Origin of the sequence: Actinomadura sp. 3N407 (assembly GCF_052245875.1) — a bacterium.
GTDB lineage: Bacteria > Actinomycetota > Actinomycetes > Streptosporangiales > Streptosporangiaceae > Spirillospora.
Map to the genome: position 1 here is coordinate 129053 of NZ_JBQQBP010000018.1, position 13122 is coordinate 142174.

General features: G+C 74.0%; 11 protein-coding genes. 6 read left to right on the forward strand and 5 right to left on the reverse strand.

Annotated features, from left to right (window positions below):
• Window positions 1–4: 4 nt before the first annotated feature.
• Complete coding sequence (locus ACTWPP_RS35270) at window positions 5–1933, reverse strand: Xaa-Pro dipeptidyl-peptidase (RefSeq protein WP_443108743.1); 1929 nt, start codon at window positions 1931–1933, stop codon at window positions 5–7.
• A gap of 315 nt (window positions 1934–2248) precedes the next feature.
• On the opposite strand from ACTWPP_RS35270, the gene ACTWPP_RS35275 reads away from it, so the two are divergent.
• Entirely contained in the window at window positions 2249–4246 is a 1998-nt protein-coding gene (locus tag ACTWPP_RS35275; protein WP_443108830.1) for an ABC transporter ATP-binding protein, read from the forward strand.
• Here the strand turns inward: ACTWPP_RS35275 and ACTWPP_RS35280 are convergent.
• Complete coding sequence (locus ACTWPP_RS35280) at window positions 4243–5253, reverse strand: sulfotransferase family protein (RefSeq protein WP_443108744.1); 1011 nt, start codon at window positions 5251–5253, stop codon at window positions 4243–4245. The two genes, ACTWPP_RS35275 and ACTWPP_RS35280, sit on opposite strands and share 4 nt — an antisense overlap.
• Before the next feature lie 167 nt (window positions 5254–5420).
• Between ACTWPP_RS35280 and ACTWPP_RS35285 the strand changes: the two genes are divergently transcribed.
• The 3 genes from ACTWPP_RS35285 to ACTWPP_RS35295 all read left to right on the forward strand — a co-directional run bounded on the left by ACTWPP_RS35285 (window position 5421) and on the right by ACTWPP_RS35295 (window position 8261).
• Window positions 5421–6188: an SIR2 family NAD-dependent protein deacylase gene (locus ACTWPP_RS35285; RefSeq protein ID WP_443108745.1), complete on the forward strand. Its 768-nt coding sequence runs from the start codon at window positions 5421–5423 to the stop codon at window positions 6186–6188.
• An 88-nt stretch (window positions 6189–6276) separates the two neighbouring features.
• On the forward strand, window positions 6277–7374 hold the full coding sequence (locus ACTWPP_RS35290; RefSeq protein ID WP_443108746.1) for a S66 peptidase family protein: 1098 nt from the start codon (window positions 6277–6279) through the stop codon (window positions 7372–7374).
• Entirely contained in the window at window positions 7371–8261 is an 891-nt protein-coding gene (locus ACTWPP_RS35295) for a hypothetical protein (protein WP_443108747.1), read from the forward strand. The genes ACTWPP_RS35290 and ACTWPP_RS35295 overlap by 4 nt, the downstream gene beginning before the upstream one ends.
• Window positions 8262–8265: 4 nt before the next feature.
• Here ACTWPP_RS35295 and yczE read toward each other — a convergent pair whose 3' ends face one another.
• The gene (gene yczE / locus ACTWPP_RS35300) at window positions 8266–8901 is read right to left on the reverse strand and encodes a membrane protein YczE (protein WP_443108748.1); all 636 of its coding nucleotides are present in this window, start codon (window positions 8899–8901) and stop codon (window positions 8266–8268) included.
• A gap of 146 nt (window positions 8902–9047) precedes the next feature.
• Between yczE and yczR the strand changes: the two genes are divergently transcribed.
• Window positions 9048–10463, forward strand: a complete 1416-nt coding sequence (gene yczR, locus ACTWPP_RS35305; RefSeq protein WP_443108831.1) for a MocR-like transcription factor YczR — start codon at window positions 9048–9050, stop codon at window positions 10461–10463.
• 21 nt (window positions 10464–10484) lie between these two features.
• Here yczR and ACTWPP_RS35310 read toward each other — a convergent pair whose 3' ends face one another.
• Window positions 10485–10919 (reverse strand): CBS domain-containing protein, encoded by a 435-nt coding sequence (locus ACTWPP_RS35310; protein ID WP_443108749.1) that lies wholly within the window; start codon window positions 10917–10919, stop codon window positions 10485–10487.
• Window positions 10920–11074: 155 nt separating this feature from the next.
• On the opposite strand from ACTWPP_RS35310, the gene ACTWPP_RS35315 reads away from it, so the two are divergent.
• Window positions 11075–11485: a hypothetical protein gene (locus tag ACTWPP_RS35315; protein WP_443108750.1), complete on the forward strand. Its 411-nt coding sequence runs from the start codon at window positions 11075–11077 to the stop codon at window positions 11483–11485.
• Here ACTWPP_RS35315 and ACTWPP_RS35320 read toward each other — a convergent pair.
• Window positions 11454–13067 (reverse strand): phytoene desaturase family protein, encoded by a 1614-nt coding sequence (locus tag ACTWPP_RS35320; protein WP_443108751.1) that lies wholly within the window; start codon window positions 13065–13067, stop codon window positions 11454–11456. The two genes, ACTWPP_RS35315 and ACTWPP_RS35320, sit on opposite strands and share 32 nt — an antisense overlap.
• Window positions 13068–13122: the final 55 nt, after the last annotated feature.

Here is a 13122-nt window from a genome sequence, read left to right on the forward strand (position 1 = left end):
CCGGCTACCTCAGCGCCCTGCGGGCGCCTCTCGCGAGCGGCAGCAGGACCCGGCTGACGCCCGGCTCCACGGTGACCTTGGTCCCGGCCGGGTAACGCAGCGTGTAGTCGTAGTCGGTGGACAGCACGATCAGGCCGAGCCGGTGCCCGGGCTTCACCGTGTAGTCGGTCGGCTGGAAGTCCCACCTGAACGTGTAGGTCCTGCCGGGCCTGATCGGCACGGTGCGGTCCGGGCCGTACCGGTTCCGCACGTCGAGCCAGCCCCGCGAGATGATCTTGTAGGGGGCCGTCTCCGTCGCCAGGGCCTGACGCGTCGTGCAGCCGTCGTCGCCCGGCACGCCCTGGCCGTAGCAGACCCGCTCGCCGGTGTCGGTGCGGCGGCCCGTGGGGCGGGTTCCGGTCCCGTAGTCGACCAGCAGGGCCGTCAGGTACGGCGAGCGCCCGTCGAGGGACGCGCGGAGCGTGATCCCGGGTGTGCCGTTCACCCGGACGGGCGCGTGGAGCGGCGGTGTCAGGAACGCCAGGCGCCCAGGATCGGCCCGGTCCTCGTTCACGAGCAGCTGCTCGGCGGTGCGGGTCCTGCCCTCGTCGACGAACGACTGCGTGGCGCCGCGGCGGGGCCACAGCGCCAGCCTTCCGGGCTGCCCGGACGGGCCGGCGTTCAGGGCGAGCGGCACGGTGCGGGTGCCCGGGACCGGCCAGTCCCGCGCCGTCTCCCACGTCCCGTCCTCGTGCTGGACGTCGACGCGGGGCTCGTGCTCGATGCCGTTGCGGATGCCGTACAGGTAGCGGTCGAACCAGCGGTGCGTCTGCCGCAGCCACTCCTCGATCCGCCAGCGGAACGGCGTCGCGTGGCTGCCCTGGTGGAGCCACAGCTTGAGGGGGACACCGGTCTTCTTCAGGGCGTTCCACCACTGGACGGAGTTCTTCGTCTTCACGTTCCAGTCGTTCAGGCCGTGCACGACCATGACCGCGGCCCGCACGTTCTTCGCCTGGCCGACGTAGTCGCGGGCGGCCCAGACCTCGCTGTAGTCGCCGGTCTCGCGGTCCTGCGTCGCCTCGATCTCATCGATGATCTCCGCGCAGACCTCCGGGTTCTCGCGGGTCAGCACGTACTTGGCCAGGACGTCCAGGTCCTCGCCCTGGAATCCGCCGGGGGCGAGCACACCGCCGTTCGCGCGGTAGTAGTCGTACCAGCTGGAGATGGCCGCGATCGGGACGATGGCCTTCAGCCCCGTCACGCCGGTCGCGGCGGCCATGTTGGGCAGCGTCCCGTTGTACGACTGCCCGATCATGCCGACGTGGCCGGTCGACCAGTCCGCCGTGACGGGCGTCCCGTCCGGTGCCCAGCCCCGGGCGCGGCCGTTCAGCCAGTCGACCGCCGCCTTGGCGCCGGCCTGCTCGCTGCGGTCGCCGGACGTGGGGCAGCCGGTGGAACCGCCCGTCCCGATGCTGTCGAGGTCGGCGACGGCGTATCCGCGCGGCAGGAAGTAGTTGTCGTAGTACCCGGGGAAGAGCGCGGAGAGGTCGCGCCGCGGTGCGGCGAAGGCTCCGGCCCGTGCGTCGCCGATGTCGACGGGGTGGTTGCTCACCTCGTTGCCGCCGGCCCAGTACGGGCTCGGCTCCAGGATCGTGGGGACCTTGAGGCCGGCGGTGTCGGTCTCCTTCGGGCGCATGATCCGCATCTGCACGCGGTCCCGGACACCGTCCCGGTCGCTGTCGGCGGTGGTCTCGATGTCGACGGTCTGGGTGACGGCCTCGGCACGGGGGAAGACCGGCTGTGTCTCGCCGCCCTTCACGGTGGGCGTCGGGGCGGCCGACGGGGGCGAGGACCCGGTGGGGCCCGCGGCCCCGGCGGGGAGCGCGGTGAGGGCCAGCAGCGCGGCGGTGAGGGTGATCACACTGGCGCCGCCTCGCGGGAGGCGTTGTGTCATTGGGGCTCCCGGGGGGTGTGAGCCTGACGTAAGGGGTTGATCACTTTTACTCCGTGGGTGAAGCGAAGTCCACAAGCGATTTCCACCGTCCTCCGGCCGCCCCCCGCCGCCATTCGAACGACGGGCTACGCCCGACCCGCCGGCGGCTCGACCCGCCGTCCGCGCGCCCCCTGGTTACGCCGGGAGCGGACGCGGGAAGGGGGCTTGTCCGGCGCGCGTTGTCCCGGCCGGATACTGAGATGCTTACTTGATTACGTTCATGCGCGGCCGCCGTTCCCGCGACCGCGCGGCAGGACCTCGGAGGCGTTTGTGGGAATGCCGGGAATGCCGGGCAACGGCTGGCAGGTGATGGCCTCGTTCCGCAAGGACAGCACCGTCACCCGGCAGAAGCTCAAGCCCGGCACGGTCGGGCGGATCGCGGGGTACGCCCGCCCCTACGTCCGCGAGCTGGGGCTGTTCCTCGCCCTGAACTCGCTGTCCGCGCTGATCATCGTCGCCAACCCGCTGCTGCTGAAGGCGATCATCGACCGCGGCATCGTGCCGGGGCGGCAGAGCCTGGTCATCTGGCTCGCCGTCGCCGTCGCCGGGCTCGCGCTGGTGGAGGCCGTGCTCGGCCTCGTGCAGCGCTGGTACTCGGCGCGCGTCGGCGAGGGCCTCATCTACGACCTGCGCAGCCAGGTCTTCGCGCACGTCCAGCGGCAGCCCGTCGCGTTCTTCATGCGGGCGCAGACCGGCTCGCTCGTCAGCCGCCTCAACAACGACGTCATCGGCGCGCAGCGCGCCCTCACCACCACGCTGTCGTCGGTGGTCTCCAACGTGATCAGCCTGGTGCTGGTGGTGATCACCATGCTGATCCTGTCGTGGCAGGTCACGCTGATCGCGCTGCTGCTGCTCCCGATCTTCATCCTGCCGGCCAAGTGGGTCGGCAAGCGCCTGCAGCGCGTCAGCCGCGAGCAGATGGTGCTGGACGCCGAGATGGGCTCGCTGATGACCGAGCGGTTCAACGTCGCGGGCGCGATGCTGGCCAAGCTGTACGGGCGGCCCGCCGAGGAGGAGGAGAACTTCTCCGGGCGCGCCGCGCGGGTCCGCGACGTCGGCGTCATCGCGGCCATGTACGGCCGGGTCTTCTTCACCGCCCTGACGCTGGTCGCGGCCCTGGCCACCGCCATGGTCTACGGCGTCGGCGGCTTCCTCGTCGCGGACGGCGCCCTCCAGCTCGGCACGCTCGTCGCCCTCGCGACCCTGCTGACGCGGATGTACGGGCCGCTCACGGCCCTGTCCAACGTCCACGTGGACGTCATGACCGCGCTGGTCAGCTTCGACCGCGTGTTCGAGGTGCTCGACCTCAAGCCCCTGATCCGCGACCGCGACGACGCCCGCACCCTCGGCGAGGCGCGCGAGCCCGCCGGGAACGGCGCGCGCCTGACCAAGGAACCCAAGGGCCTCACGGACGCCAAGGACCCGAAGGGCTCCGGGGGCCGGGGCGCCCCGTCGGTCGAGTTCGACCACGTCCGGTTCGCCTACCCGTCGGCGGAGGAGGTGTCGCTGGCCTCGCTGGAGTCGATCGCCCGTACCGACACCGCCCTCGGACGCGAAGTCCTGCACGACATCGACTTCACCGCCGCGCCCGGCCGGCTCGTCGCGCTCGTCGGGCCGTCCGGCGCGGGCAAGTCGACGATCACGCACCTGGTGTCGCGGCTGTACGACGTCTCCGACGGCGCGGTGAGGATCGGCGGCGCCGACGTCCGCGACGTCACCCTCGAATCGCTGCGCGCCGAGATCGGCGTGGTCAGCCAGGACGCCCACCTGTTCCACGACTCGATCCGCGAGAACCTGCGCTACGCCCGCCCGGACGCCTCCGACGAGGAGATCCGCGCGGCGCTGGCGGCCGCGCAGATCGGCGACCTCGTCGCCGACATGCCCGAGGGCCTGGACACCGTCGTCGGCGACCGCGGCTACCGCCTGTCGGGCGGGGAGAAGCAGCGCCTCGCGATCGCCCGGCTGCTGCTCAAGGCGCCGTCGGTGGTGGTGCTGGACGAGGCGACCGCGCACCTGGACTCCGAGTCCGAGGCGGCCGTGCAGCGGGCGCTGCGCACGGCGCTGGCCGGGCGGACGTCCCTGGTGATCGCGCACCGGCTGTCGACGATCCGGGAGGCCGACCTGATCCTGGTGATCGACGACGGCCGGGTCGCCGAGCGCGGGCGGCACGAGGAACTGCTGCTGGAGGGCGGCCTGTACGCCGAGCTGTACCGCACGCAGTTCGCGCACCAGCACGACGAGGAGCGGCGGACCGAGCCGCTCGGCGCGGACTAGCGCCCGGCGGACGGACCGGCCGCCCGGCCGGGTCCGGCGTCGGAGCCGAGCTGGTAGCCGAGCCGCCGCAGCTCGGTCCCGGCGATCTTCTCGACCTGGGCCGCCTGCCGCGGCGTCAGGCGGTCCCGCCACGACCCGACGCCGTGGTCGGTGTCCGGCGCCCCGACGCGGACCAGGCCCGAAAGGCCTGACAGGGCCGACTTGGACAGCGGCGCGTCCAGGTACTCCGACAGGTCCGCGCCGACGCGGCGCGGCCTGGCCACGAGTTCCTCATAACGGACGGTGAACAGCTGCTCCTCCGGGACCTGCAGGCGGAGTCTCGCACTCAGCCGCACCGCACCCCGCCAGCGCAGCGCGCACTTGACGGCGGTGGCGGCGCGCGGCCACCGGTTGCGCTCGGTGTGGTCCTCGACGCCGAGGAACGCGTTGGGGAACACCGTGTCCAGGTTGGCCAGGCCCGGCTTGAACCAGGCCAGGCAGCGTTCGTCGTCCAGCATGTCGGCGACGACGTCGCGGCCGTCCCGGATGACCTGCACGAGCTGGGCGTCGGGGAAGGCGTCCAGCAGCACGTCGCTGCTGTAGATCAGGTCGGGGGAGGCGTCGGCGAACCTGGCCAGCCCGCGCGGCTCGACGCACGGCTCCGCAGGGTCGCCGCCCTGGCCGGGACGTCCTGGGACGGCGGGCGGCCGCGGCGGCAGCCCGCCCAGCTCCCGGCACTCGTCCGGGCATTGCGCGCAGGCGCGGGCGGAGACCAGCCACGCCTCGGCGTAGGCGTCGCGCAAGACCCGCGCCGCCCCCTTCCCGCGTTCCGTCGCGATCGACGGCTGCCGGGCGAAGGCGTAGGTGACGCGCAGCACACCGGGACGGCCCGTGGTCAGATGGAAGCCGGGGGAGCGCTTGACCGCACGCGCCAGCAAGCCCGCACCCGAGTGCGGCGCGCCCAGGATGAACACCGGGCGGCGGACCTTGGTGCCGTTGATCACCAGGATGTGCGGCGTCGACCTCATACGAGGCCAAGTTTGTCACCTTTTGAGGTCTGCTCCGTCCGTGACCCTCCGTAAGGACCGACCGATATCCATCTGTTAAACAGGGCCGGCCCGGCCGTTCCGCCCAAGACGGACAGGACCGTTCCGGCAGGGGCGGGCAGGGCCGTCCGGGACCTACCATGGGGAAGATGGACGCTCCCCTGACGCTCGCCGAGCTTTTGCCGAAGGCCGAGGCGATCACGGTCCTCACCGGCGCCGGGATATCCACCGACAGCGGCATCCCGGACTTCCGCGGTCCGCAGGGCATCTGGACGAGGGACCCGGCGGCGGAGGCGATGTCCACGATCGGCGCCTACCTCGGCGACCCGGAGGTGCGGCGCCGCGCCTGGCGGTCCCGGCGCGAGAACCCGGTGTGGGACGCCGCGCCCAACGCCGCGCACGCCGCCCTCGTCGAGCTGGAGCGCGCCGGACGGCTCCGCGCCCTGATCACCCAGAACATCGACGGCCTGCACCAGCGCGCCGGATCGGGCGCCGGGACGGTCATCGAGATCCACGGCACCGTCCGGGACGCCGTCTGCCTGTCCTGCGACCTGCGCACCCCGATGCCCGAGATCCTCGAGCGGGTCGACGCCGGCGAGGACGACCCGCCGTGCGCGGACTGCGGCGGCATCCAGAAGTCCGCGACGATCTCCTTCGGCCAGGCCCTGGACCGGGACGTCCTCGACGCGGCGGTCACCGCAGCGCGCTCCTGCGACCTGTTCCTGGCCGTGGGCACGTCCCTGACCGTCCAGCCCGCCGCCGGGCTGTGCCTGGAGGCCGTCGACCACGGCGCCCGCCTGGCGATCATCAACGCGGAGGAGACGCCGTACGATGGGCTGGCCGACGCGGTGCTGCGCCGGCCGATCGGCGAGGCCCTGCCGCGTCTCGCCGGCATCGCGCTCGGTACCGGGCGATGATCTGTTGGCGGGTCGTGACCGTGCGCCTCTTCCACTGGCGTCCGGATCCTGACAAGCTCTATCCGTCGCGGTGCGAGGAGGGATCGGGTTGAAAAGCGGGGGCGCCCGCGCGGAGGCGGTCGAGGGGCCGGCCGACGCGCCCGCCGTCGGCATGCCCGGCGGGCTGCCGCGAACGCGACAAACCCGCAGGTACCGGCGATTGCGACCCGGCGACAGGGTCGCGGTGGTCGCCCCCAGCGGCCCCGCCGAGCCCGCCCGCCTGGAGGCCGGCTGCGCCGTGCTCCGTGACATGGGCCTTGACGCGGTGGTCGGAAAACACGCCCTCGACCGTGTCAACCTCGGCCCTCCGGGCCCCGTCCGCGACGACTGGCACCGGCTCGCCGGAGGCGACGCCGACCGGGCCGCCGACCTCCAGGCCGCCTGGTGCGACCCCCGCGTCCGCGCGGTGATCTGCGCGCGGGGCGGCTACGGCGCCACCCGCGTCCTCGACCATCTCGACTGGGACGCCCTGCACGCCGCGACGGAGGCGTCCGCGGCGTCCGGCGGCGGCCCGAAGATCCTGCACGGCTCCAGCGACGTCACGGCCCTGCACACCGCTTTTGGAACGCGCCTGAACGTCACCACGTCGTTCGGCCCGATGCCCGCCGGCCTGATCGCCGACCTCGGCGCCGCCGCGCCGGACGGCGGGGCGGACGGCACGCTGGACGGTCTCCGCGCCGCGCTGTTCGGCGGCCCGGCGGCCCTGCCCGGCACGCACGCGCTGCGGCCGGGCCGCGCGGAGGGTCCGCTCACCGGCGGCACCCTGTCGCTCCTCACGGCCCTTCTCGGAACCCCCTACGCGCCGCCGCCCGCCGCGGGCCGCATCGTCTTCCTGGAGGACGTGACCGAGGCGCCCTACCGGATCGACCGCATGCTCGTCCAGCTGCTCCAGGCCGGCTGGTTCGACGGCGCGGCCGGGATCGCGCTCGGCTCATGGCGAGACTGCGGCGACCCCGCCGAACTCGACTCGGTGTTCGCCGCGCGGCTCGGGCCGCTCGGCGTCCCGGTCCTGGCGGGCGTCCCCGCCGGGCACGGCCCGCACCAGCGCACAATGGAACTCGGCGCCCCCGCCGTGCTCGACACGACCGCACTGGGCCCTCCGGACGCGGCCGCGCTCACCCTCCGAGCGCCGGGAGGTGCGCGATGAGAGGCCGGCATGCCCGTCCCGAACCGTCGGACGACGGGACCCTCGACTCGCTGCTGGTGCTGGTGGCCGAGAGCCTCGGCTACTCCTGCCACCGCGCGCCCGGCGAGATCATGCTGCTGGAGGGCGCCCGGCGGCTGCCGGTGAGCATGCGCGACCTGCGGCAGCTCGCCCGGCTGGTACCCCGCGACGACTGGCCGGCGCTGGTCTCCGACCACGTCACCACGATCGTCACCGCGATGGAGGAGCCGCTCGACCTGAGCGACTTCGACCTCGCCCAGCATCTGCTGCGCACCCGCATCTACCCCGCCGAGGCCGACAACGGCGTGCTGGCCGCGCGCCCGTTCGCGCCCGGCCTGATCGAGGTCGTGGTCGTCGACACGCCCACCTCCGTCCGGACGGTCAGCACCGAGGAGATGAACGGCTGGCCGGTCTCCGGCGACGCGCTGTTCATGCTCGGCCGCTCCAACGTCCGTGCCGACGGACCGCTCCAGGTGGACGAGCAGGACCTCGGCGGCGTCCGCGTCTCGGTCCTGCACGGCTGGACGTTCTACGCCGTGACCCACCTGGCGTGGCTGGAGGAGTACCTGCCGATCGGCCCGTACGGCGCGCTGGTCATCGCCCCCAACCGCAGCCTGATCGTGGCGCACCCCCTCCGCATCAACGAGGGCTGCCCGAGGGCCCGCTACCGCGCGGCCGTCGCGGCGGCCAACGAGCTGCAGGCCCAGGCCCACCGCGCCTACGAGGACGGGCCCGGCTCCCTCAGCCCGCACCTGTACTGGTGGCGCGCCGGGGAGCTGGTCTATCTGGAGACCCGCTACGAGGGCGACTCCCTGGTGCTGCCGGAGGAGTTCTCCTCCGTCCTCGCCACCCTGGCCGCCGAGCACTGAGCGATCAGGCGCGGGCGGGTTCGGGCTCGGGGTCCGGTTCCGGGGACGTCCCGGGGACGCGGGGCTTGATCGTCAGCGCGGGCAGCAGGACATGGGTCAGCGGGCCGATCGCGACGGCGTACAGCAGGGTTCCGACGCCGACGGTGCCGCCGAGCAGCCAGCCGGCGGCCAGCACGGTCAGCTCGATCGCCGTCCGGACCACGCGGAGGGAATGGCCCCGCGCCGCGATCCCGGTCATCAGGCCGTCGCGCGGGCCCGGCCCGAGCCCGGCGCCGATGTAGCAGCCGGTCGCGAAACCGCCCACCAGGACGGCGGTGACCAGATACGCCCAGCGCGCGCCGAGCGCGTCCGGTGTGGGCAGCACCCAGAGGAACAGGTCGGCGAAGACGCCGATCAGGACGACGTTGCTGATCGTCCCGATGCCGGGCCGCTGCCGAAGCGGGATCCACGCGAGCATCACCAGCGCGCCGGCGATGATGATCCAGGCGCCGATCGACAGGCCGAGCCGCCGGGACAGACCCTGGTGGAGGACGTCCCAGGGGTCGTTGCCGAGGCCCGACGACACTTGCAGGGCGATCCCGAGCCCGTAGAGGGCCAATCCGATATAAAGCTGCACCAGACGGCGCGCCATCAAGGCCATTATCCGCTCCAACGTGGAAAACCGGCTACGTAACCAGGCTCACTCTGGCCAGAGTGGACTGGTTTTCATAGGGCCAATGTGCGAAAGTGGCTTATGTGAGCACTCGATACGTGAGCGGACCGCACCTGGCCCGGCTGCTGGGGGACATGTCGCGCGAACGCCCCGTCTACGCGGCGCTGGCCCGGTCGGTGCGCGCCCTCGTCCTGGACGGGCGGCTCGCGCTGCGGACCCGGCTGCCCGCCGAACGCGACCTGGCCGCCGCGCTCGGCGTCAGCCGCACCACCGTGACCGCCGCCTACGACCGGCTCCGCGGCGAGGGCTACATCGAGAGCCGCCAGGGCGCGGGAAGCTGGACGGTGCTGCCCCCGATACGGATGTCGTCGGCCGAGCCGCGGAGCACGCCGGCCGGCGGCCGCTTCGGCAAGGCGCACCCGGTCCCCGACGACGCGACGTTCATCGACCTCGGCTGCGCCACCCCCGGCGCCCCGGCGATCTTCGGCGAGGCCGTCGCCGCCGCCGTCGACGAGCTGCCCCGCTACAGCTCCGGCCCCGGCTACGAGCCCGCCGGGCTGCCGGGCCTGCGGCAGGTCGTCGCGGACGGGTACACGGCGCGCGGCGTCCCCACCCGGCCCGACCAGATCGTCGTCACCACCGGCGCGCAGCACGCGTTCACGCTGCTGTCACAGGCCCTCGTCGAGGCCGGTGACGCCGTCATGGTCGAGCGCCCCACCTACCCGCACGCGCTCGAGGCGCTGCGCCGCCGCGGAGCCCGGCTCGTCCCCGTCGGCGTCAACGAGGGCTGGGACGTCGAGCTCGCCGCGGGTGCGATGCGGCAGGCCGCCGTCCGGATGGCGTACACGATCCCCGACTTCCACAACCCGACCGGGCTGCTGATGGCCTCCGCCGACCGGGCCGCTCTCGTCGACGCCGGCCGCCGCGCCGACGCGTTCCTCGTCGCCGACGAGACGTTCGCCGACCTCGCGCACGATCCCGCCGCGCCGCGCGAGGCGCCGCTGGCGTCCTACGACTCCGGCGGCCGCGTCGTCACCATCGGCTCGGCGTCCAAGCTGATGTGGGGCGGCCTGCGGATCGGCTGGATCCGCACCACCGCGCCGCTGGCCCGGCGCCTGGTGCTGGCCCGTGAACCGTACGACATGGCCAGCCCGGTGCTCGACCAGCTGATCGTCCGAGAGCTGCTGCTGCGGGTGGACGAGGTCCGCGCCGAGCGGGCGGAGAGCCTGTTGCGCGGCCGTGACGCGCTCGCCGGGGCGCTGCGCGAGCTGCTGCCCGGCTGGGAGTTCCGGCTGCCCGCCGGAGGCATGTCGCTGTGGGCGCGGATCGGCGCACCGGTCGCCACGGCGCTCGCCGAGGCCGCCGAGCGGCTCGGCGTCCGGGTCGTCGCCGGCCCGGTGTTCGGCGTGGACGGGGTGCTGGAGGACTATGTCCGGCTGCCGTACGTGCTGCCGCCGGACACGCTGCGCCTGGCCGTGGAACGCCTGGCCCTCGCCTACCGCGAGGTCGAGTCGGCCCCGGCCGCCCGCCCGCTCCCCGCCTACGTCTGATCCCGCGAAGGCGCCGGAACCCTACGGAGCCCGCTGGATGTAGCCGACGAGGTGTTCGCGTTCGCTTTCCAGTTCGTCGATGGCGCTCTTGACCACGTCGCCGATGCTGACGATCCCGACGAGCCGCCCGTCCTCGATGACGGGAACGTGCCGGAAGCGGTGCTCGGTCATGGCGCGGCGCAGGTCCTCCACCTTGTCGGCGGGGCCGCAGCTGCGCACCTCCGCGGTCATGATGTCGGAGACGGGACGGTCGAGCAGCGCGGCGCCGCGCTCGTGCAGGGACCGCACGACGTCGCGCTCGGAGGCGATGCCGGCGATCGACGCGCCGTCCGATGAGACCACCACCGCCCCGATGTTGTGCTCCGCCAGGACGGCGAGCAGCTGCCGCACGGTGGCCTCGGGCCGCACCGTGGCCACCGTGTCTCCCTTCCGCCGCAGGATGTCGCGAATCCGCATGCCTCACGCTCCGGTACCGGTTCGGGGCCCGTGGGACGACGGCCGCCGGGGGCGGGGGCCGGTCGCCGGGCTTGTTCTGCCAAGGTCGCATGTTCCGGGCTCTGGGAAAACCCCGCGGCGGTAAACCCCTCCCCGAACACGGCCGACGGCCCCCCATGGACAAGGGACGGCTCGTCGTCGGCGCGGACCTGCGGCTCGCCGGCCACCCCGACGTGTTCGCGCTCGGCGACGCCGCCGCCGTCCCCGATCTCGAGCGCGGGAACGGGGCGGGGTGCGGGCCCACCGCGCAGCACGCCACCCGGCAGGCCCGCACCGCCGCCCGCAACGTGGTGGCGTCGCTGGACGGCCGCGACCTCGGCGTGTACCGGCACCGCGACCTCGGCCTCGTCGTGGACCCCGGCGGCGGGCGGGTCGTCGCGCGCCCGTTCGGGGTCGACCGGTCGGCCTGCCCGCCCAGGTCCTCACCCGCGGGTACCGGCTGGTCGACACCCGGACCAGCGGCCTCGCCGACCTCGGGCACAGCCTCGACGCCGGCTAGGGGGCGAGGAGCCGGGTCAGCGCGTTGAGGGCGGGCGTCAGCAGGCGGCCCGCCGGGGAGGCGTGGGCGAGGGCGGCCCGGGCGGCGTTGGCTCCGCAGGCGCCGTGCACGCCGCCGCCCGGGTGGGCGGACGCGGAGGCCAGGTAGAGGCCGGCGACCGGGGTCTCGGCGCGGCCGAGGCCGGGGACGGGGCGGAACACCAGCTGCTGGTGGAGCATCGCGGTGCCGCCGTTGAGGGCGCCGTTCGGCAGGTTGGCGTTGTGCTCCTGGAACGCGGGCGGCGCCGTGACGCGGCGGCCGGTGATCCGGGAGCGGAAACCCGGCGCGAGACGTTCCAGGACGTCCTCCATGCGGGCGGCCATGGCGGTCTGCTCGCGTTCGTCCCAGACTCCCGTGATGCCGTCGGGTCCGGCGTCGGCCTTCACCCGGTGGGGCACGTGGGTGTACGCCCAGACCGACTCGGTTCCGGCGGGGGAGCGGGACGGGTCCGCGGTCGTCATCTGGCCGAGCAGCGCGAACGGCTCTGACGGGACGCGGCCGGTGGCGAGCTGCGCACTGTAGTCGCTCAGCGCGTCCATGCCGGGGGAGAGGTGGACGGTTCCGGCCCGCGCCGCGCCCGGGGACGCCCAGGGGATGGGGCCCGACAGGGCCCAGTCGACCTTGAAGGTGGCGTGGTCCCAGTCGAAGTGCCGCATGTCCGCGCGGAGCGAGGCGGGAAGGTCGGACCAGCCGACCAGGCCGCCGTAGAGGAGGGGAGCGGACACGTCCGCCAGCACGGCCTTGGCGGCGCGCACCGGCTCACCGGACGCGGTGCGGACGCCCAGCGCCCGGCCCTCGCGGACGATCACCGACGCGACGGGGGTGTCGCAGCGGACGCGTCCGCCCCGGGACTCCAGCCGCCGCACGAGCGCCGCCGTCAGCTCGCCCGCGCCGCCCTCGGGCACCGGCCAGCCGTACCGCTGCCCGATCATGGCGAGGAGCCAGCCGAACACCGAACCGCCGGTCGTCTCGGGCAGCATGTCGGTGTGCAGCGCCGACCCGGTGAGCAGCAGCGGGCCGCCGGGTCCGGTGAACTCCCGCTCGCCGAACGTCCGCGCGGGCGCCAGCAGGGAGCGCAGGACGCGGAGCCCCCCGGCGCGCCGCGCCGACGCGGCCAGCGGAAGCGCGGCACGGACGGGCGGGAACGGCGTGAACAGGGCTTGGAGGACGTCCTCCCCCATCTCGTCCCACAGCCCGCAGAGCCGCAGCCAAGCCTCGCCGTCGCCCTCGCCGAGCGCTTCGAGGCCGGCGGCCGTCGCGTCCGCGTCGCGTTCGAGGACGGCGCAGCGTCCGTCCGGCAGCGGATGCGCGAGGACGGCGGGCGCGTGCCGCCAGCGCAGCCCGTGCCGTTCGAGGTCCAGGGCGCGCATCGCCGGGGACGCGACGCCGAGCGGGTAGAACGCGCTGCACAGGTCGCTGACGTAGCCGGGGTCGACGCCCCGGTCGCTGCGGACCGCCCCGCCCGGCTCCGGCTGCGCTTCGAGGACCTCCACGTCCCAGCCGGCGTCGGCCAGCATGTTGGCGGCGACGAGCCCGTTGGGTCCCGCGCCGACGACCACGGCGTCCGCCATGTGGTACCGCCTCCCCGGTGAGTGATCACCCTACGGGTACCCGGGGCGCCCGTGT

Bases quoted from the DNA above. Each gene is read 5' to 3' on its own strand.
- ACTWPP_RS35280 (WP_443108744.1), bottom strand. From the start codon at position 5,253: ATGAGGTCGACGCCGCACATCCTGGTGATCAACGGCACCAAGGTCCGC.
- ACTWPP_RS35275 (WP_443108830.1), top strand. From the start codon at position 2,249: ATGCCGGGAATGCCGGGCAACGGCTGGCAGGTGATGGCCTCGTTCCGC.
- ACTWPP_RS35270 (WP_443108743.1), bottom strand. From the start codon at position 1,933: ATGACACAACGCCTCCCGCGAGGCGGCGCCAGTGTGATCACCCTCACC.
- ACTWPP_RS35310 (WP_443108749.1), bottom strand. From the start codon at position 10,919: ATGCGGATTCGCGACATCCTGCGGCGGAAGGGAGACACGGTGGCCACG.
- yczR (WP_443108831.1), top strand. From the start codon at position 9,048: ATGTCGCGCGAACGCCCCGTCTACGCGGCGCTGGCCCGGTCGGTGCGC.
- ACTWPP_RS35285 (WP_443108745.1), top strand. From the start codon at position 5,421: ATGGACGCTCCCCTGACGCTCGCCGAGCTTTTGCCGAAGGCCGAGGCG.
- yczE (WP_443108748.1), bottom strand. From the start codon at position 8,901: ATGGCCTTGATGGCGCGCCGTCTGGTGCAGCTTTATATCGGATTGGCC.
- ACTWPP_RS35315 (WP_443108750.1), top strand. From the start codon at position 11,075: ATGGACAAGGGACGGCTCGTCGTCGGCGCGGACCTGCGGCTCGCCGGC.
- ACTWPP_RS35320 (WP_443108751.1), bottom strand. From the start codon at position 13,067: ATGGCGGACGCCGTGGTCGTCGGCGCGGGACCCAACGGGCTCGTCGCC.
- ACTWPP_RS35295 (WP_443108747.1), top strand. From the start codon at position 7,371: ATGAGAGGCCGGCATGCCCGTCCCGAACCGTCGGACGACGGGACCCTC.